This is a genomic window from Achromobacter sp. CF-sbj1-Ac2-l (assembly GCF_052698165.1).
Window position 1 is genome coordinate 3,314,783 of sequence record NZ_CP199855.1, and the last position, 17,543, is coordinate 3,332,325.

The 17,543-nt window shown below is 69.4% G+C and carries 15 protein-coding genes; 5 read left to right on the plus strand and 10 right to left on the minus strand.

Annotation, left to right across the window (positions count from 1 at the left end; genetic code table 11):
• Positions 1-5 precede the first annotated feature (5 nt).
• The 10 genes from ACUDCK_RS15115 to xsc form a co-directional block, all read right to left on the minus strand.
• On the minus strand, positions 6-1,397 hold the full coding sequence (locus ACUDCK_RS15115) for an NAD(P)/FAD-dependent oxidoreductase (protein ID WP_175168019.1): 1,392 nt from the start codon (positions 1,395-1,397) through the stop codon (positions 6-8).
• A gap of 90 nt (positions 1,398-1,487) precedes the next feature.
• A complete protein-coding gene (locus tag ACUDCK_RS15120; RefSeq protein ID WP_064526043.1) occupies positions 1,488-1,880 on the minus strand; it encodes a nuclear transport factor 2 family protein in 393 nt (130 codons plus the stop codon).
• A gap of 142 nt (positions 1,881-2,022) precedes the next feature.
• Positions 2,023-2,949 carry a CobW family GTP-binding protein gene (locus ACUDCK_RS15125; protein ID WP_175167999.1) on the minus strand — a complete coding sequence of 309 codons (927 nt, stop codon included), beginning with the start codon at positions 2,947-2,949 and terminating at the stop codon, positions 2,023-2,025.
• 1 nt (position 2,950) lies between these two features.
• Positions 2,951-4,627, minus strand: a complete 1,677-nt coding sequence (locus ACUDCK_RS15130; RefSeq protein WP_175168000.1) for an amidohydrolase — start codon at positions 4,625-4,627, stop codon at positions 2,951-2,953.
• A complete protein-coding gene (locus ACUDCK_RS15135; RefSeq protein ID WP_175168001.1) occupies positions 4,620-6,251 on the minus strand; it encodes a dipeptide ABC transporter ATP-binding protein in 1,632 nt (543 codons plus the stop codon). Before ACUDCK_RS15135 ends, ACUDCK_RS15130 begins: the two co-directional genes overlap by 8 nt.
• Complete coding sequence (locus ACUDCK_RS15140) at positions 6,251-7,153, minus strand: ABC transporter permease (protein ID WP_175168002.1); 903 nt, start codon at positions 7,151-7,153, stop codon at positions 6,251-6,253. The genes ACUDCK_RS15135 and ACUDCK_RS15140 overlap by 1 nt, the downstream gene beginning before the upstream one ends.
• Positions 7,150-8,118 (minus strand): ABC transporter permease, encoded by a 969-nt coding sequence (locus tag ACUDCK_RS15145; RefSeq protein WP_054504295.1) that lies wholly within the window; start codon positions 8,116-8,118, stop codon positions 7,150-7,152. Before ACUDCK_RS15145 ends, ACUDCK_RS15140 begins: the two co-directional genes overlap by 4 nt.
• Before the next feature lie 10 nt (positions 8,119-8,128).
• Positions 8,129-9,748, minus strand: coding sequence for an ABC transporter substrate-binding protein (locus ACUDCK_RS15150; RefSeq protein WP_445659237.1), 1,620 nt, complete (start codon positions 9,746-9,748; stop codon positions 8,129-8,131).
• A 98-nt stretch (positions 9,749-9,846) separates the two neighbouring features.
• On the minus strand, positions 9,847-10,776 hold the full coding sequence (locus ACUDCK_RS15155) for a bifunctional enoyl-CoA hydratase/phosphate acetyltransferase (RefSeq protein WP_445659238.1): 930 nt from the start codon (positions 10,774-10,776) through the stop codon (positions 9,847-9,849).
• Positions 10,777-10,780: 4 nt separating this feature from the next.
• The gene (xsc, locus tag ACUDCK_RS15160) at positions 10,781-12,592 is read right to left on the minus strand and encodes a sulfoacetaldehyde acetyltransferase (protein WP_064526035.1); all 1,812 of its coding nucleotides are present in this window, start codon (positions 12,590-12,592) and stop codon (positions 10,781-10,783) included.
• Between the two features lie 160 nt (positions 12,593-12,752).
• Between xsc and ACUDCK_RS15165 the strand changes: the two genes are divergently transcribed.
• From ACUDCK_RS15165 to ACUDCK_RS15185, 5 genes are all read left to right on the plus strand, one after another.
• A complete protein-coding gene (locus tag ACUDCK_RS15165) occupies positions 12,753-13,514 on the plus strand; it encodes an IclR family transcriptional regulator (protein WP_054504298.1) in 762 nt (253 codons plus the stop codon).
• Between the two features lie 131 nt (positions 13,515-13,645).
• A complete protein-coding gene (gene dbpA, locus ACUDCK_RS15170; protein ID WP_116792663.1) occupies positions 13,646-15,034 on the plus strand; it encodes an ATP-dependent RNA helicase DbpA in 1,389 nt (462 codons plus the stop codon).
• Between the two features lie 175 nt (positions 15,035-15,209).
• Complete coding sequence (locus ACUDCK_RS15175) at positions 15,210-15,617, plus strand: DoxX family protein (protein WP_049074147.1); 408 nt, start codon at positions 15,210-15,212, stop codon at positions 15,615-15,617.
• Between the two features lie 252 nt (positions 15,618-15,869).
• The gene (locus tag ACUDCK_RS15180) at positions 15,870-16,028 is read left to right on the plus strand and encodes a hypothetical protein (protein ID WP_006385045.1); all 159 of its coding nucleotides are present in this window, start codon (positions 15,870-15,872) and stop codon (positions 16,026-16,028) included.
• Between the two features lie 31 nt (positions 16,029-16,059).
• Complete coding sequence (locus ACUDCK_RS15185) at positions 16,060-17,421, plus strand: YXWGXW repeat-containing protein (protein WP_175168005.1); 1,362 nt, start codon at positions 16,060-16,062, stop codon at positions 17,419-17,421.
• The last annotated feature ends 122 nt before the right edge of the window (positions 17,422-17,543 follow it).

Consider the following 17,543-nt stretch of genomic DNA (forward strand, 5'->3'; position numbering starts at 1 on the left):
CGCCGCTACAGCACTTCGTCGCGCAGGTAATACCAGCGATACAGCAACGCCTGTCCCAGCCGGCGAAACGGCGCGAACAGGTGCCCGGGCAGCGGCGAGTCGTAGATCGGCAGGTTCCACGACAGGCCGTCCTGGCCCATCATGCGCTGCGCCAGGCGGCGCCCCGCATGGGCCGAGAACGACACGCCGTTGCCGCCATAGCCGAAGGCGTAATAAACCTGCCGCGCCGGGTCCGGCTGGGTGATGCGCGGCATCATGTCGTGGCTGACGTCGACCCAGCCCGTCCATGCATAGTCCAGTTCGATGCCGCGCAGCGACGGGAACTTGCGCGCCAGCCCTTCCCGCAGCAGCGCCAGGTGGCGCGGATGCTGCGCGTCGGCGCCGCGCAGCGCGCTGCGGCTGCCGATCTGCATGCGGCCGTCCGGCAGCAGCCGGTAATAGAAGCGCAGCGTGCGCGTGTCGGTGATGAATACCGTGCTCTTGAGGCCGGCGCGGGCGCGTTCGTCCGGCGTCAGCACCCGGGTCACCATGGAATTGGACAGGATCGGCATGATGCGGTTGTCGAGCAGGCCGTTCACCCCTTGCGCCGTATAGCCGCCGGTGGCGAAGGCCACCCGCCTGGCGCGCACCGTGCCGCCCGGCGTATGCAGCCGGTAGCCGCCGCCCTCCTCGCTCCATCCCGACACCGGGCTGCCGGGATGGACGCGCGCGCCCAGCGCGCGGGCCTGGCGCATGTAGCCATAGGCCAGTTTCAACGGATGCACGCCGATGCCGTCCGGCTCGTGCAAGGCCCCGACCGCCTCGTGGTCGTCGACGTAGCGCTCGCGCAGTTCCGCCTTGGTCAGCATGTGCGTGTCGTAGCCGAACAGTTCGCGCATCACGCGCGCCTCGTTGCGCAGGAAGGCCATCTTCTTCTCGCGATGCGCGGTGTACAGATGGCCGCCGGGTTGCGCGTCGCAATCGATCTGCGCCACCAGGCTCTTCCAGTAATCGAAGCCCTCGTGGATCTCGGCGTCCAGGCGCCGCGCGACATCCAGCCCCCAGCGTTCGATCCATTGCGAGCGGTACAGCCGCCCCGACGCGTTCTGCCCTTGCCCGCCGTTGCGGCTGGTGCAGCCCCACACGGCGCGGTTGGCCTCCAGCACCACCGCGCGCACGCCGTAGTCGCGCGCCAGCGCCAGCGCCGCCGACAGGCCGGTGAACCCCGAGCCGACGATGACCACGTCGGCCTCGATGTCGCCGTGGATCGGGCCGTCGTCCGCGGGGGGCGGCCCGGCCGTGTCGACCCAGTAGGTTGGCGCGTATTCCTGCCCGCGTCCCGGCCCCGACACCAGCGGATCGTAGAGCGGATCGTAGGCGTTGGCGGCCGGGCTGGCGGCGGGCGGCGCGGCCGGCATGCCGGCGGGGTCGATGAGGGTACCGGCGGTATTCGACGGATCGGAAGACATAGCGGCATCCATGGGGCGGTGTCCGGTGGCGGCGTCGGCTCAGGCGCGGGCCGGCAAGGCCGGGCGTTGCTTGCGGAAGGCGTTCTTGACGCGGATCTTGCCGTCCTGGAAGGTGAACACGTCGACCATGTCGGCCTCGACCCGCGAGCCGTCCGCGGCCGTGCCGGTGAAGGTGCATTCCGACACGCCGCGTTCGCCCGCCACCCAGTGGCGGCCGTTGTTCCACTGCGCATCCGGGAAGTTCTTCCAGGCCGCTTCGAAAGCGGCGCGGACCGCCTCGCGACCGCTGTGCCGGGCGCCCCAGCGCTCGGGCCCCCCCACCGTTTCGAAGACGCAGTCCTCGCTCATGAAGGACATCAGGGCGTCGATATCGTGGCGGTTCCATGCGGCCGCGAATTCGGCCAGCATGTCCACGGTGACGGTCTTTTGCATTGCCTACCCTCCTCGATCGCCGGGCGCGACGTGCGCCCAGGCTCTGAACCCAAGGTACGCTGGGGGCCAGGCAGGGTCTAGAACCAGACGCGGCAAATCGCTTGCACCAGCCGACCGCCCGCGCGAACGAGGGCGCCGCGACTCAAGCGGCCGCCGGCGCCAGCCGCGCCGCGACCTCTTCGCCGCGCGTCAGGCCGCGCATGCCGATGAAGACCAGCCCCGGCGACTGCACCTCGGCCGGACGCGCCGCGCGCGTGTCGAAACGCACCCGCCGCCCGGCCAGTTGCACCAGCACCCATCCGTGGCGTTCCGTGCGCACCCAGCCCTTGGCCCGCAACCAATGGCGCGGCAGTTGCCGCAGGGCGTCGGCCAGACGGTCGGCGTGCAACAGGGCCGGCGCCGGCCACAGCCAGCTTTGGAAGGGATGCCGTGGATCGTGCGCCGCGTGGCCGCAATGCGGTCCGCAGCACGCATGGGCCTCGGACGGGCCGCCGGCCAGCATCGCCAGTTCCACCCGCGCCTCCCGCGTCGCCACGATCGGCGCCCCATCCGACTGCTCTCGCAGCCAGTCGCGCAGCGCCGGCAGGTCGTCCGCCGGCAGCAGGTCGGTCTTGTTCAGCACCAGCAGGTCGGCCGCGCGCAGTTGGCGTTGCACGGTATCGGCCAGCAGCGGGTCCGCGAGCGTATCGCGTACGTTGCCGCCGTCCACCAGCACCACCACCGCCTCCAGTTGCAGCAGCGGATCCGACAGGCCCACCTGCGCGATGCGCCCGGGGTCGGACACGCCGCTGGCCTCGATCACGATCCATTCGGGCGCGGGATCCAATGCCAGCACCCGCGCCAGCGCGTCGTCCAGGCCCCCGGCCATCGAGCAGCAGACACAGCCGTTGGCCAGCCGGATCACGTTATCGGCGCGCTGCGCCAAGAGGCCGGCGTCGATATCCACCGGGCCGAAATCGTTGACCAGCACCGCAGCGCGGCGGCGGCCGGTCGCCAGCACGTGGTTCAGCAAGGTGGTCTTGCCGGCGCCCAGGAAACCGCCCACCACCGTCAGCGGGATGCGCGCCATGTCAGGCTGCCTGGGGCGCCAGCGGCCGGCCGCCGATGACCGTGCCCAGCACCTCGATGTCCTTGAGCCGTGACCGCGGCACGTCCAGCGGATCGTCGCGCAGCACGCAGAAATCGGCGTGCTTGCCGACCTCGATCGAGCCGACCAGGTGGTCCATGTGCAGTGTGTAGGCCGCACCCAGGGTGATGGCATGCAACGCCGCCTCGACGCTGATGCGCTCGGACTCGCCCAGCACCCGGCCCGAGGCGGTCTGGCGGTTGACGGCGCACCAGGCGGTGAACAGCGGCCCCAGCGGCGTGATGGGCGCATCCGAGTGGATGGCGAACGGGACTCCCGCGCGCGCGGCCGAGGCGCAGGCATCCATGCGGTTGGCGCGATCCGGTCCCATGGTCAGCGCGTAATGGGCGTCGCCCCAGTAGAAGATGTGGTTGGCGAACAGGTTCACGCACATGCCCAGGCTGGCCATGCGGCGGAACTGGGCGGCATCGGCCATCTGGCAATGCTGCAGCGTGTGGCGGTGATCGCGCCTCGGGCTGCGGCGCAAGGCGCGGTCGATGGCGTCGATCGCCAGCTCGGTGGCTTCGTCGCCATTGGTGTGGATGTGCAACTGCGCGCCGGCGTCGTGATAGGCCTGCACCATGGCGTCCAGCTCGCCCGGCGCGATCACCCAGATGCCATTGGGCGCGCCGTTGTAATAGCCCGGCCAGCGCACCCTGGCGGTGAAGCCCTGGATGGAGCCATCCACCACCAGCTTGACCATGCCCAGGCGCAGCTTGCCATGATTGAGCCGGCCCGCCTCGCGCAGCTTCGCCAGGCAGGCGGCCGGGTCGCCGGCGTAGGTCAGCGCCGACGCCGCCGGCACGATGCGCACCGGGTAGTCGGGCTCGGCCGTGACCCGCGCCAGCGTCGCCAGGCCCTCGTCGCCCAGTTCGTTGACGAGATCCGTGGCGGTGGTGACGCCGGCCCACTGCGCCACCTTGCCGAACATGCGCAGGCCGTTTTCCGACAGGCCCACGGTGCGGAACGGATTGCCGATCAACCGCATTACCGGAAACATGGCGGCGAATTCGCACAGCTCGCCGCTGGGCTGGCCGTCGGCGAAGCGGCTGATGCCTTCGATATCCGTATCGCGGTCGATGCCGGCGCGGGACAGCATCGGCGTGTTCACATTCATCAGATGCATGCTGGCATGCATCACCACCACGGGCCGCTCGGCCGACACCGCGTCCAGGTCGCGCACGCTCATGCGCTGGCCGCCGAAGAAAATGGGATCGAAGCCCCAGCCGATCAGTGTCTGTTCCGGCGCCAGGCTGGCGGCGAATTCCCGCAGGCGCGCGGCCACCGCCTCGAAGCTTCGCAGGCCCGGCCACACGCGGCCGTCGGGCCCGCGGCGGTCGTAGTAGCCGACGTAGGCAAACTGCCACATGCCCCCTTCCGGCAGATGGCAGTGCCCCTCCACCAGCCCCGGCATCAGGACGTGGTCGGCATAGCGCTCGTCCAGGTCAGCGGGTCCCCAACCGGCCAGGTCTTCGCGGCTGCCCACGCCCAGGATGCGGCCGTCGCGCACCGCCACGTGCGTGGCGCGCGGCTGGGCCGGGTTCATCGTCAGGATGGCGCGGGCGGCAAAAATGGTGGTGCGGGCGGCTTGCGCCGGTCCCGGATGCGGGGCGTCATGCATGCTGCTTGCTCCTGTTCGTGATGTCCGCCAGCGCCTGAAGGTCGGGCTTGTTCCAGGCCTTGCCCGGCACCGAATCGATCAGGCGGCGCGTGTATTCGTGTCGCGGGTGGTAGAAAATCGTGGCGGCGCGGTCCAGCTCCACCAGTTGCCCGTGCCGCATCACGGCGATGCGGTCGCAGATCTGCGCCGCGACGCGCAGGTCGTGCGTGATGAACAGCACCGACAGGTCGAACTGGCCGCTGATGGTCTTGAGCAGGTCCAGCACCTGCGCCTGGATCGACACATCCAGCGCCGAGACGGCCTCGTCGGCCACCAGCAGCCGCGGCTTGAGCGCCAGCGCGCGGGCGATGCCGACCCGCTGGCGCTGGCCGCCCGAGAACTGGTGCGGATAGCGCTCGCCCGCGTCGCCGCCCAGCCCCACCAGGGCCAGCAGTTCGCGCGCCTCGCGCAGCGCGGTCTGGCGGCTTTCGCCGAAACCGATGGGCCCCTGCGCAACCGAATCGACCACGCGCTGGCGCGGGTTGAGCGAAGCGTAAGGGTCCTGGAACACCATCTGGATCTGACGCCGGTAGGGCCGGAAATCCCTTGGCGTCATGCCGACCAGTTCGCGGCCGTCCAGGCGCACACTGCCGCTGTCTGGCGCCACCAGCCCGATCAGGGCGCTGCCGAGCGTGGACTTGCCCGAGCCCGATTCGCCGACCAGCCCCAGGGTCTCGCCCTGGCGGATCTCCAGCGAAATATCCCGCAATGCCTCGACCCGGCGGCCGCCGGTGACGTAGGTCTTGCACAGCTTGGCCACCGTCATCAGCGGCGGCGTGGCGGCGGCCTCGTCCTTGCCCTCGGGCTTGTGCGGCACCGCCGCGATCAATTGACGGGTGTAGGGATGTTGCGGCCGGTTCAGGATCTCGGCGGCGGCGCCCGCCTCCACCACCGCGCCGTGGCGCATCACCACGATGCGGTCGGCAATGTCGGCCACCACGCCAAAATCATGGGTAATGAAAATGACGCCGATCCCCATGCGCCGCTGGATGTCCTTGATAAGCGCCAGGATCTGCGCCTGCGTGGTCACGTCCAGCGCGGTGGTGGGCTCATCGGCGATCAACACGTCCGGCTCCAGCGCCAGCGCCATCGCGATCACCACGCGCTGGCGCTGACCGCCGGACAACTGGAATGGAAAGGCCGCGTACATGGCGCGGGGATCGGGCAGCAGCACCTGACCGAACAGCTCCAGCACCCGCTGCCTGCGCGCGTCGGCGTCCATGTCCGTGTGCCAGGCCAGCACCTCCTCCACCTGCCGGCCCACGCGCATGATGGGATTGAGCGCCGTCATGGGCTCCTGGAACACCATGCCGAACCTGCGGCCGCGCAGCCCCTGCCATTCGGCCGCCGACAGGCCCACCAGGTCGCGCCCGTCGTACAGGATACGGCCCTGGGTCACACGCAACTGATCCGGCGGCAGCAGCCCCATGATGGCCTGCGCGGTGACCGACTTGCCCGATCCCGACTCCCCCACCATGCACAGGATTTCGTTGCGGTTGACGGTGTAGGACACGCCGCGCACCACCACCGGGCCGCCGTGGGCGGAGGACACGCCGAGATCGCGGACTTCAAGCAAGGCGCTCATCAGCTTCTCCGTTTGCTGGCCAGCTTGGGATTGAGGGCATCGTTCAGGCCGTCGCCGATCAGACTGACCGCCAGCACGGTCAGGAAGATGGCCGCGCCCGGCAGGGTCACCGCCCACCAGGCGGTCAGGATGTAGGGGCGGTTGCTGCCGATCATCAGCCCCCAGCTCATCACGTTGGGATCGCCCAGCCCCAGGAACGACAGGCCCGCCTCGAACAGGATGGCGGTGCCGATGGCCAACGTGGCAGAGACGATCAGCGGCGCCAGCGCGTTGGGCAGGATCACGCGCCAGATGATGCGCGCGTTGCTGGAGCCGATCACTCTTTCGGCCAGCACGTATTCGCGCCGCTTCAGGCTCAGGAATTCCCCGCGCGCCAGGCGCGCGGTGGCGGTCCAGCTAACCACGCCGATGGCCACGGCGATGGTGCCGAGCGACGGCGAGAACAGCGTCACCAGCACCATGGCGAACAACAGCGCCGGCAGCACCTGGAAGAACTCGGTGATGCGCATCAGCGTTTCATCGACCCAGCCGCCGTAGTAGCCGGCCAGCGCGCCCACGGTGATGCCGATGGCCATCGACAGCACCGCCGCCACCACGCCGACCAGCAAGGTGGCGCGCCCGCCATGGATGATGCCGGTCAGCACGTCACGGCCCATATAGTCCGAGCCCAGCAGCAGCTCGCCGCCAGGCGGCTCCATCGGCGCGCTGGCGATCTCGAAGGGATCGGCCGGCATCACCAAGGGGCCGATCAGCACCACCGCCAGGATGGCGGCCAGCAACAGCAAGCCGATCAGCGCGCCCGGATTGCGGGCAAACGCGCGCAGCGCTTCGTACGATGGCCGCGCCGCACGGGCGACCGCCGGCGCGGGCGCGCCGGACATGGCGGGAGGAACGTGGCTCATGAGGTCTTTATCCTGGGATCGATCAGCCGGTAGGCCAGGTCGGTAAGCTGGTTCATCACCACCACCAGCAGGGACGCGAACAGCAGGATGCCGAGCAGGGTCGGATAGTCGCGCCGCAGCACGGAATCGAACGCCAGCCGGCCCAGCCCCGGCCAGTTGAAGACCGTTTCCACCAGGATGGCGCCGGCCAGCACGTTGCCGAATTGCAGGCCGAGCATGGTCACCACGGGCAGCACGCCGTTGCGCAGCGCGTGCCGGTACAGCACGGTGCGCTCGGGCAGGCCCTTGGCGCGCGCGGTGCGGATGTAGTCGGCCGCCAGCGCATCCATGACGCTGGCGCGCGCCAGCCGGCTGTACTGCGCCAGGTACACGAAGGCCAGCGTGAAGGCCGGCAGCACCAGGTGGTGCAGCACGTCCAGCGCGCCGGCCCAGCCGCCCTCGGGCCCGCCCGCCGAGCGCATGTCCGACACCGGGAACCACGGCAGCAGCGACGCGAACAGGATGATCAGGATGATGCCGGTCCAGAACACCGGCGCGGAATAGCCCACGATCGACAGCAGCGTGATGCCCTGCGACAGCGGCCCGTTGGGCTTGCGCGCCGCCAGCGCCCCCAGCGCGGTGCCCGCCAGGAAGGCGCTGGACACCGACGTCAGCACCAGCAGCAGCGTGGCCGGCACCCGCTCCCAGATCAACTGCGCCACCGGCAGGTTGAAGAAGTAGGAATAGCCCAGGTCGCCGCGCGCCACCTGCGACAGATACAGCCCCAGTTGAACCAGGAACGGCCGGTCCAGCCCGTACTGGGTGCGCAACTGGGCCCGCAGTTCCTCGCTGATGCCGCCCATGGAGCCGGCGATGGTCTCGACCGGATCGCCCGGCGAGATGTGGATCAACAGGAAGTTCAGCGTCACCACCGCCAGCAGCAGCACCACGGCATAGCCGATGCGACGCGCGAGATAGCGCAACATGGCCGCTCTCCTATTGCAGCCAGGTGTCGTCCAGCGGCGACAGCAGGCCCCAGATGCCATCGGGCAGGCCATGCACCTTCCTGGAGGACAGCGTGTGGTACGGGATGACCGTCAGGAAATCGATCGGCAGGTCCTCGGTCACGATCTGCTGGAACTGCGCATACAGCGCGCGGCGCCGGGCCTCGTCGGTTTCGGTGCCGGCCTGCGCCAGCAGTTCGTCGACCTTAGGATTCCTGTAGGACTGCGTGTTGGTCCAGATGATGTCGCGGATATTGCTCGACAGATAGGTGCGGTGCACGCCGATCACCGGATCGCCCCAGTTGAAGACGATGTCGGTGGTCATGTCGAAGTCATGGCTGGCGATGCGCTTGGCCCAGGTCGGGAAGTCGGGCGAGGCGCGCACCTGCACCGCGATGCCGATCTTCTTCAACTGGCTGCGCAGGTATTCGGCGACGTTCTTGCCCTGCACGTCGCTGCCCGGCATGTAGTCGACCGTCAGCGCCATGCGCTCGCCCTTGCCGTCCTTCTTGAAGCCGGCTTCATCCAGCAACTGCTCGGCCTTCTTCAGGTCCAGCGGATACTTTTTCAGGTCCTGGGTCGCGTAGGGACTGGAGGCCACGATCGGCCCGTCCGCCGGCTTGGCGAAGCCGGCGTTCAGCGCCTTGGTGATGAACCCCTTGTCGGTGGCGTAGGCGATGGCCTGCCGCACGCGCACGTCGTCCAGCGGCTTGCGCGCGGTATTGAACGCCAGCCAGCCAAGCGCGCCGATGCCCTCGTAGCCGCGATCGGTCATGACGATCTGCGGATTGTCCTTGGCGCGGCGCAGGATGGTCGGCTCGGTCATGTACGGCAGCACGCCGATGTCGCCGCGCTCCAGCCCGATCAGCAGGTTGGTGGCGTCGGGATTGATCTTCACCACCACCCGGTCCAGGTAGGGCTTGCCCTTTTCGAAGAACTTGTCGAAGCGCTCCAGCACGATCTCCTGGCCCGGCTTGAAGTCCTTGAGCGTGAAGGGGCCCGAGCCGACCACGTTGGCCGAATTGCGCGGATGGTTCTTCAGGTCCTGCCCGTCGCCGTAGATGTGCTTGGGCAGCACCGGCATCAACGCCGGCGACAGCGCCAGCAGGATCGCCGGGTGCGGTTTGCTCATGCGCAGCACGGCCGTGTAGGGATCGGGCGTGTCGACGCTTTCGACGGGCGCCAGCATGCTTTGGAACGGATGGTTCTGCTTGACCGCCATCACCGAGAACGCCACGTCCTCGGACGTGACCGGCTGGCCGTCGTGGAACAGCGCGTCGCGGCGCAGGTGCAGGGTCAGCGATTTGGCGTCCGGCGCCAGCTCCCACGACTGCGCCAGGTAGGGTTGCGGCTTCCAGTTGGCGTCGTAGCGCAGCGGGCTGGCGAACAACTGGGCGCTGGGCAGCGCCGTGGCAATGCCCGATTGCACCGCGCCATTCAGGTGTCGCGGCACCTGGGTCGAGCCGATCACCAGCGTGCCGCCCGGCTTGGGCGCATCGGCGGCCTGCGCAGCCGGCGCACCGGCCGCCATTGCCCATGCAGTCAGTATTGCGGCAAAGCCGCGTGTCGCGCTGCGCATCATCCACCCCTTGGCATTGTTGGCATGAGCCATTCAAACGATGGCTATGGCGCTAGCCTAGTCAACCCCGGGGCCCCCGCTTAGTACCAAACCGCCGGACTTGATGGTGCCAGGCCGGCGCGCGACCCGCTTCAACGCGCGCCGGCCGCCAGCGCCCGCGCATACAGCGCCGCCACCGCGCAACTGTCGACCCGCGCCTGCACCGCGTCCGAACGGCTGGTCAGCAGCACCGGCACGCGCGTGCCCAGCACCAGCCCGGCGGTGGCCGCGCCGGCCAGCCAGGTCAGCTCCTTGTAGAGCATGTTGCCGGCCTCGATGTCGGGCACCAGCAGGATGTCGGCGTCGCCCGCCACCGGCGAGACGATGCCCTTCTGCTCGGCCGCCTGGCGCGAGATGGCGTTGTCGAACGCCAGCGGGCCGTCGATCTGGCCGCCGCGGATCTGCTGGCGATCGGCCATCTTCGACAGGGCCGCCGCATCCAGCGTGGCCGGCATCGCCGGGTTGACCGATTCGGTGGCGCACAGCACCGCCACCTTGGGCCGCGCCACGCCCAGCGCGCGCGCGAGGTCGATGGCGTTCTGCGCGATGTCGGCCTTCTCCTGCAGGGTCGGGGCGATGTTGACGGCGGCGTCCGTCAGGATGAACAGCTTGGGATACGCGGCCGCCGCCATCACGAAGGCATGGCTGATGCGCCGGCCGGTGCGCAGGCCCGATTCGCGCGCCACCACCGCCGACATGAAGTGGTTGGTGTGCAGACTGCCTTTCATCAGCATGCCGACGGCGCCTTCGCGCGCCAGGCCGGCGGCGGCGCGCGCGGCGGCCGCCTCGTCGTCGGGCGTGTCGACGATCTCCAGCGAGCCGGCACGCAGGCCCAGTTCGGCCATCAAGGCCGCCAGCCGGGCCGCCGGCCCCACCAGCAGCGGCTCGATGTAGCCGGCTTCTCGCGCCTGCACCGCGGCGCCCAGGCTGGACGCGCACAGCGGATAGGCCACCGCCGTGCGCACCCGCCCGGCCGACAGCGCCGCGGCCCGCAGCGGCTCGAACAAGCGGTCGCTGGCCATGGCGTCAGCCGCGCACCGGGTCGATCGGCAGCGGCACCTCGCCCGGCTGGAACGGCTGGTTGACGTAGCGCTTGTACTTGTCCAGCAGGCGCAGCGGCTGCTTGAGCGCGTCGCGGCGGAACGGATCGCCCAGCTCCTGGCTCACCATCATTTCCAGCACGGTGGTCTTGCCCTCGGACTGCGCCTTGCACGCGGCCTGCAGCGCCGCGCCGACCTGGTCGGCATGCTCGACCCGGATGCCCTCGGCGCCCATGGCCCGCGCCAGTTCCGCGAAGTTGGGATTCTGCAGGTTGCTGCCGACGAAACGGCGGCCGTAGAAATCCACCTGGTTCTTCTTTTCCGCGCCCCACTGGCCGTTGTGGAACACCACCGCCGTCACCGGGATGCGTTCGCGCACGCAGGTCAGCAGTTCCTGGAAGCTCATGCACCAGGCGCCATCGCCAACGTAGGCCACCGCCGGCCGGTCCGGGCGCCCAAGCTTGGCGCCGATGAGCGCGGGCAGCGCGTAGCCGCAGTTGCCGAAGCTCATGGCCGCCAGCATCGAATCCGGCTCGTCGAAGCGCAGGTAGCTGTTGGACACCGAGCAGATGTTGCCGATGTCGGTGGACACCATCACATGCTTGGGCATGGCGCGCTCCAGTTCGCGCAGCATGCGGCGCGGATGCATGCGGCCGCCGCCGTGCTCGATGATGTCCAGGCTCCAGTCGTCGCGCTCGTGCGACCAGCCGTCCAGTTCCTTTTCCCAGGCGCTTTTCTGCGCCGCGATCTCTTCGCCGCGCGCCGCCTTGGTGGCCACGCAGGCGACCTCGCGATCGCGCAATTTCGCGGCGAGCGCCGCCGCCGCCGGCTTGGCGTCGCCGCAGATGCCCACTGACACCGGCCGCACCAGGCCCAGCATGCGGTGGTCGGCGTCGACCTGGATGATGCGCGCGTTCTGCGGCCAGTAGTCCAGCCCGTGCTGCGGCAAGGTGCCGAAGGGTCCCAGGCGCGTGCCCAGCGCCAGCACCACGTCGGCCTGCGACAGCAGCTTCATGCCGGCCTTGGAGCCCTGGTAGCCCAGCGGTCCGCACCACAGCGGATGGCTGGCCGGGAAGGCGTCGTTGTGCAGGTAGCTGGTGACCACCGGCGCGCCCAGCAATTCGGCCAGCGCCACGCATTCGGCCTGGCCGGCCGAGAACAGCACGCCGCCGCCGGCGACGATCACCGGGAATCTGGCGCTGGCCAGGAGGTGCGCGGCCGCTTCCAGGTCCTCGTCGGACCCCGGGCCGCGGCGGATGCGGCGCGGCTCCGGAATGGCCACGTCGATCTCGCCATAGAAATAATCGCGCGGGATGTTCAACTGGGTCGGGCCTCGCTCGGCCAGCGCGTTGTCGAAGGCCTTGGCGGTGAATTCGGCCATGCGGTCGGGGCGGTTGACGTGCGCCTGGTACTTGGTGATGCGCGAGAAGATCGGCAACTGCTCGGTTTCCTGGAAGCCGCCCAGGCCCATGCCGGACGTGCCGGTCTCGGGCGTGATCGCCACCACCGGGCTGTGGGCCCAGTAGGCCGCGGCCACGCCGGTGACGAAGTTGGTGATGCCCGGGCCGTTCTGCGCGATGCAGACGCCGTGGCGGCCGGTGACGCGCGAATAGCCGTCGGCCATGTGGGCGGCGCCCTGCTCGTGCACCGTCGGCACGAAGCGGATGCCGGCGGCCGGGAACAGGTCCAGCGCGTCCATGAAGGCCGAGCCGACGATGCCGAAAACGTCCTTGACGCCCTGCGCCACCAGCGTCTCGACGAACGCTTCGCTGGGGGTCATGTGTTGTTTGCTGCTCATGGTCTCTCTCCTGGCGGACCGGCGCGGCTTGGATTGCATATTGGCCGGGGTGAACCGATACTGCAGCAGAACTCCCGCATTTCCCACCCTGCAGCGTTCCATTTTCTGCAGAATCCGCATCAACCTGGCGGCCTTTCGCCAAATCTTCAAATATTGAAAGATGAAAGACGAATCCTCCGCGGCGCTGCGCGCGCTATCCCTGCTGGAACAGGTCGCCGGTTCCGAGACGCCGGTATCGCTGGCGGCGCTGACCGAGGCCACCGGCCTGCCCAAGCCATCCGTGCTGCGCATCGTGTCGCGGTTGGTGGACGCCGGCATGCTGCTGCGCGAGCCCGCAGGCAAGAGCTACATCACCGGCCCGCGGCTGGCGCTGCTGGCGCGCGACACCCTGCTCAATTCGCCGCTGCGGGCCGAACGCCACCGCATCCTCGACAGCCTGGTCGACGAGATCGGCGAAACCTGCAACTGCACCATGCTGGACGGCGACGAGGTCATCTACCTGGACCGGGTCGAGACCGCCTGGCCGCTGCGCGTCAACCTGCAGCCCGGCTCGCGCGTGCCGCTGCATTGCAGCGCCAGCGGCAAGCTGTTCCTGGCGCACATGCGGCGCGAGGCGCGCGCGCGGCTGCTGGCGGCGGCGCCGCTGCCGCGCTACACGCCCAACACGCTATGCGACGCGGCGGCGCTGGAACGCGAGCTACTGGCGATCCGCAAGGAAGGCGCCAGTTTCGACCGCGAGGAATTCCTGCTGGGCATCGTCTGCATGGCGGTGCCCATCATGCGCGGGCGCCGCGCCATCGCCGCCGTGGCGCTGCACGCGCCGATGGCGCGGCTGTCGATCGACGGCGCGCGCGCCTGGCTGCCGCGCATGCAGGAAGCGGCGCGGGCGCTGGCGGGCACCTACGAACCGTCGGCCGGATAGCGCCACGCGCCCCCGAATTGGCGCGCGCCCGGCGGCCGGTGCGTGCGCCGGTCCGGGCGCCCTGGGGACCCGCAGGCCTTACACTGTCGGCCGAATCCGTATTTATCGCAGTTCCTGCGAGAGCCCCTGCCGTGACCCAGACGCCCTTTACTTCCCTGCCCCTTTTGCCCGCCCTGCTCGATAACCTGCAAAGCCTGGGGTTCGAGCAGATGACGCCGATCCAGGCGCAAAGCCTGCCGCTGATCCTGGAAGGCCGCGATCTGATCGCGCAGGCCAAGACCGGCAGCGGCAAGACCGCTGCCTTTGGCCTGGGCGTGTTGCAAAAGCTCGATCCCACCCGCCTGACGCCGCAGGCGCTGCTGCTCTGTCCGACCCGCGAGCTGGCCGACCAGGTGGCGCAGGAGCTGCGCCGGCTGGCGCGCCAGATTGCCAACGTCAAGATCCTGACGCTGTGCGGCGGCGCCGCGGCCCGCCCGCAAGCTGAATCGCTGGCGCGCGGCACCCACATCGTGGTCGGCACGCCCGGCCGCATCCAGGACCACCTGGAACGCGGCAGCCTGGACCTGTCCGGCCTGACCACGCTGGTGCTGGACGAGGCCGACCGCATGGTCGACATGGGTTTCTACGACGACATCGTGGCGATCGCCTCGCATTGCCCCGCCAAGCGCCAGACCCTGCTGTTCTCGGCCACCTACCCCGACAACATCCGCAAGCTGAGCGCGCGCTTCCTGCGCAACCCGGCCGAGGTCAAGGTCGAGGCGCAGCATGACGCCAGCCGCATCGAACAGATCTTCTACGAGATCGACCCAGCCGAACGCCTGGACGCGGTGGCCAGGCTGCTGGCGCATTTCCGCCCGGTCTCGACGCTGGCCTTCTGCAACACCAAGATCCGCAGCCATGACCTGGTCGAACGCTTGCAGGCCGAAGGCATCAGCGCCCTGGCGCTGAACGGCGACCTGGAACAGCGCGAGCGCGACGAAATCCTGATCCAGTTCGCCAACCAGAGCTGCGCCGTGCTGGTGGCGACCGACGTGGCCGCGCGCGGCCTGGACATCCAGAACCTGGGCGCGGTCATCAACGTCGACGTCACCAAGGACACCGAAGTCCACGTGCACCGCATCGGCCGCAGCGGCCGCGGCGACCAGAAAGGCCTGGCCCTGAGCCTGTGCTCGCCCGACGAAATGCGCTGGGCCAACCTGATCGAGCAATACCAGGGCGCGCCGCTGACCTGGGGCGACCTGAAATCGCTGCGCCCCAAGGCCGACCGCCCCCTGCGCGCGCCCATGGTGACGCTGTGCATCCAGGGCGGCAAGAAGGACAAGCTGCGCCCCGGCGACCTGCTGGGCGCCCTGACCGGCGACGGCGGCCTGGCCTTCGAGCAGGTCGGCAAGATCAACATCACCGAGTTCAACGCCTACGTGGCGCTGGACCGCAAGATCGCCAAGCAGGCTTTCTCGCGCCTGTCCAACAGCAACATCAAGGGCCGGCGCTTCCGCATGCGCTATCTCGAGGAACTGTAAGCATTCGTCAGCACCGACTGGCCGTCCCCCCCGGCAAAACGCTTGCTGGTCACATTCCGGATTTGTAATAATGGCCCACCCCGCGCCAGCCGGCGCGGGAGCGGGAACCAAAGGCTCGGCGTGCGCTCCAACCGGCGCATCGCATCCCCCTTAACCACCATAAGAGAAATCCACCATGATCAAATCCGACGACACCGGCAAGCTGATCCTGCGCCTGACCCTCGGCATTCTGATTCTGCTCCATGGCCTGTTCAAGATCACCGGCGGCGGCGTCGGCGGCATCGCCGGCATGCTGTCCTCGCACGGCCTGCCCGGCTTCCTGGCCTACGGCGTCTACATCGGCGAAATCATCGCGCCGGTGCTGCTGATCATCGGCGTCTACACCCGCCTGGGCGGCCTGATCATCGCCATCAACATGGTGGTCGCGATCCTGCTGGCCCATACCGGCCAGATCGGCAGCCTGACCAACAACGGCGGCTGGGCGCTGGAACTGCAAGGCATGTTCCTGTTCACGGCCCTGGCCATCGCCTTCATGGGCGCCGGCCGCTTCAGCCTGGCCGGCAACGGCGGCCGCTGGAACTGACCGCCCCGGCGCCTCGCGCCACCCCTCAAGGCCGCCGCGAGGCGGCCTTTTTCATGGACGGCCGGCCGCTGGGCCGCGCGCCGGAACAATTGCTACGAACGACATCAACGGTCACGCCGGCGCAAACATCCGTCACCTGAAAGCTGTTTCGGATCCATTACAGACCCAGAACTCGCCCCCGCGGGCATGGCCTAATCCCTACGAGCCCAAGGAAGGCGTGACGCACGCCAGGCGCTCGGCAGGAGATCCCAAATGAAGAAGACGATTCTGTTGATGCTGGCGATGGCCAGCGCCCTGACCGGCTGTGTGGTGGTGCCGGCGCGCCCGGCTTATTACCGGCCGGCGCCTGCTTATTACTATTACCCCGCGCCGCACTATTACTATCACGGTGGCTACTACCACGGCTATTGATCCGCGCGCCGCGCCGCGCAAAGGAAACGCCATGAATGCCCTCGCCCCGCTTCCCCGCCTGCGCCCCCTGGCCGCCGTCGTGCTGATGACCGTCTGCGCCGGCGCAATGGCGCAGACGTACGCGCCGCCCGCCGCTCCAGCCGCCCCCGCCTACGACAACGGCGATCCCGCCAATGCCAACCTGGCGCCGATCGACCGCAGCCCGCAACCGCCTCCGCCCCTGCCGGTCTACACGCAGCCGCCTGCCCCCGGCGACGGCTACATGTGGGTGCCGGGTTACTGGAGCCTGAATCGCTACGGCTACTTCTGGGTGCCTGGCGCCTGGGTGCTGGCGCCCTACACCGGCGCGCTGTGGACCCCGGGCTACTGGGGCTTCGTCGACGGCGTCTACCTGTGGCATGCGGGTTACTGGGGGCCGCACATCGGCTTCTACGGCGGCGTCAACTACGGCTTTGGTTATATCGGCATCGGCTACGTCGGCGGTTACTGGGATCACGACCGCTTCTTCTACAACCGCGCCGTGACCAACGTGAACGTCACCCGCGTCACCAACGTCTACAACCACACGGTGGTGGTCAACAACAATATCGACAACCGCCGCATCAGCTACAACGGCGGCCCGGCCGGCATCCAGCGCCGGCCCGACCCGCGTGAGGTCGCCGCGCGCAACGAGCCACACCATCCGCCCACCGACGTGCAACGCGGCTTCGTGCGCGAGGCCGGCGGCAACCGCGCCCAGTTCTTCGACCACAACCAGGGGCGGCCGCCGCAGGCGTTCGTGGACCATGCGCCGGGCCGCGGCGGGCCGGCTGCGGGACCGCGCCCCGGCGCGGGCCAGGGCAATGGGCCTGGAAATGGGCCAGGATATGGCCAAGGAAACGGTCCGGGAAGCGGCGCGCAGAATCGACCGGGCAATGGCCCGGACCGTGGACCGGGCGCCGCGACGCCCGGCGGCCCGCGCGCGGATTTCAATCGTGGCGGTGCCGGCGGCCCGCGTGCTGCGCAGGCGCCGGGGCAGCAGGCCCGCCCGCCGCAGGCACAGACGCCCGGCCAACCGCAAGCGCGGCAACCGCAAAACGCGCCGCAGGCCCAACCGCCGAGTCAAGCGCAATCGAGGCCGCCACAGGCCCAGCCGCCCAGTCAGATGCAATCGCGGCCGCCGCAAGCCCAGCCCCAGGCTCGGCCGCAGCAAGGGCCGCGTCCCGGCCAGGCCCCGGACAACCTGGCGCCCCGTGCGCCACGCGAGTCGCATGCGGTTCCCGCCAACCGCCCCGAGGCCCGGCCCCAGGGCAATCCGCAACACGGTGGCGGGCGGCCATCCGGCGGCCAGGAACCGCAACGCGGCGGTGGCGGCGAGCGCGGCGCGCCGCATGAACGTGGCGGCCGCGACTGACCTCGCAACCACGGCCGCGTCGTCCGCCGGGCTGGATTCCTGCGGACGACGCGGCTACAGTGGTCAGGCCCGGCCCCGTCGATGTCCACGCGGCCCACGGCCCATCGATTCGCGGAGACCCC

Excerpts from the sequence above, each read along its gene's own strand:
- ACUDCK_RS15155 (WP_445659238.1), bottom strand. The coding sequence starts at position 10,776 with ATGGCCAGCGACCGCTTGTTCGAGCCGCTGCGGGCCGCGGCGCTGTCG.
- ACUDCK_RS15165 (WP_054504298.1), top strand. The coding sequence starts at position 12,753 with ATGAAAGACGAATCCTCCGCGGCGCTGCGCGCGCTATCCCTGCTGGAA.
- ACUDCK_RS15120 (WP_064526043.1), bottom strand. The coding sequence starts at position 1,880 with ATGCAAAAGACCGTCACCGTGGACATGCTGGCCGAATTCGCGGCCGCA.
- ACUDCK_RS15175 (WP_049074147.1), top strand. The coding sequence starts at position 15,210 with ATGATCAAATCCGACGACACCGGCAAGCTGATCCTGCGCCTGACCCTC.
- ACUDCK_RS15115 (WP_175168019.1), bottom strand. The coding sequence starts at position 1,397 with ATGCCGGCCGCGCCGCCCGCCGCCAGCCCGGCCGCCAACGCCTACGAT.
- ACUDCK_RS15145 (WP_054504295.1), bottom strand. The coding sequence starts at position 8,118 with ATGTTGCGCTATCTCGCGCGTCGCATCGGCTATGCCGTGGTGCTGCTG.
- ACUDCK_RS15185 (WP_175168005.1), top strand. The coding sequence starts at position 16,060 with ATGAATGCCCTCGCCCCGCTTCCCCGCCTGCGCCCCCTGGCCGCCGTC.
- ACUDCK_RS15140 (WP_175168002.1), bottom strand. The coding sequence starts at position 7,153 with ATGAGCCACGTTCCTCCCGCCATGTCCGGCGCGCCCGCGCCGGCGGTC.
- ACUDCK_RS15135 (WP_175168001.1), bottom strand. The coding sequence starts at position 6,251 with ATGAGCGCCTTGCTTGAAGTCCGCGATCTCGGCGTGTCCTCCGCCCAC.
- ACUDCK_RS15130 (WP_175168000.1), bottom strand. The coding sequence starts at position 4,627 with ATGCATGACGCCCCGCATCCGGGACCGGCGCAAGCCGCCCGCACCACC.
- ACUDCK_RS15150 (WP_445659237.1), bottom strand. The coding sequence starts at position 9,748 with ATGGCTCATGCCAACAATGCCAAGGGGTGGATGATGCGCAGCGCGACA.
- ACUDCK_RS15180 (WP_006385045.1), top strand. The coding sequence starts at position 15,870 with ATGAAGAAGACGATTCTGTTGATGCTGGCGATGGCCAGCGCCCTGACC.
- ACUDCK_RS15125 (WP_175167999.1), bottom strand. The coding sequence starts at position 2,949 with ATGGCGCGCATCCCGCTGACGGTGGTGGGCGGTTTCCTGGGCGCCGGC.
- xsc (WP_064526035.1), bottom strand. The coding sequence starts at position 12,592 with ATGAGCAGCAAACAACACATGACCCCCAGCGAAGCGTTCGTCGAGACG.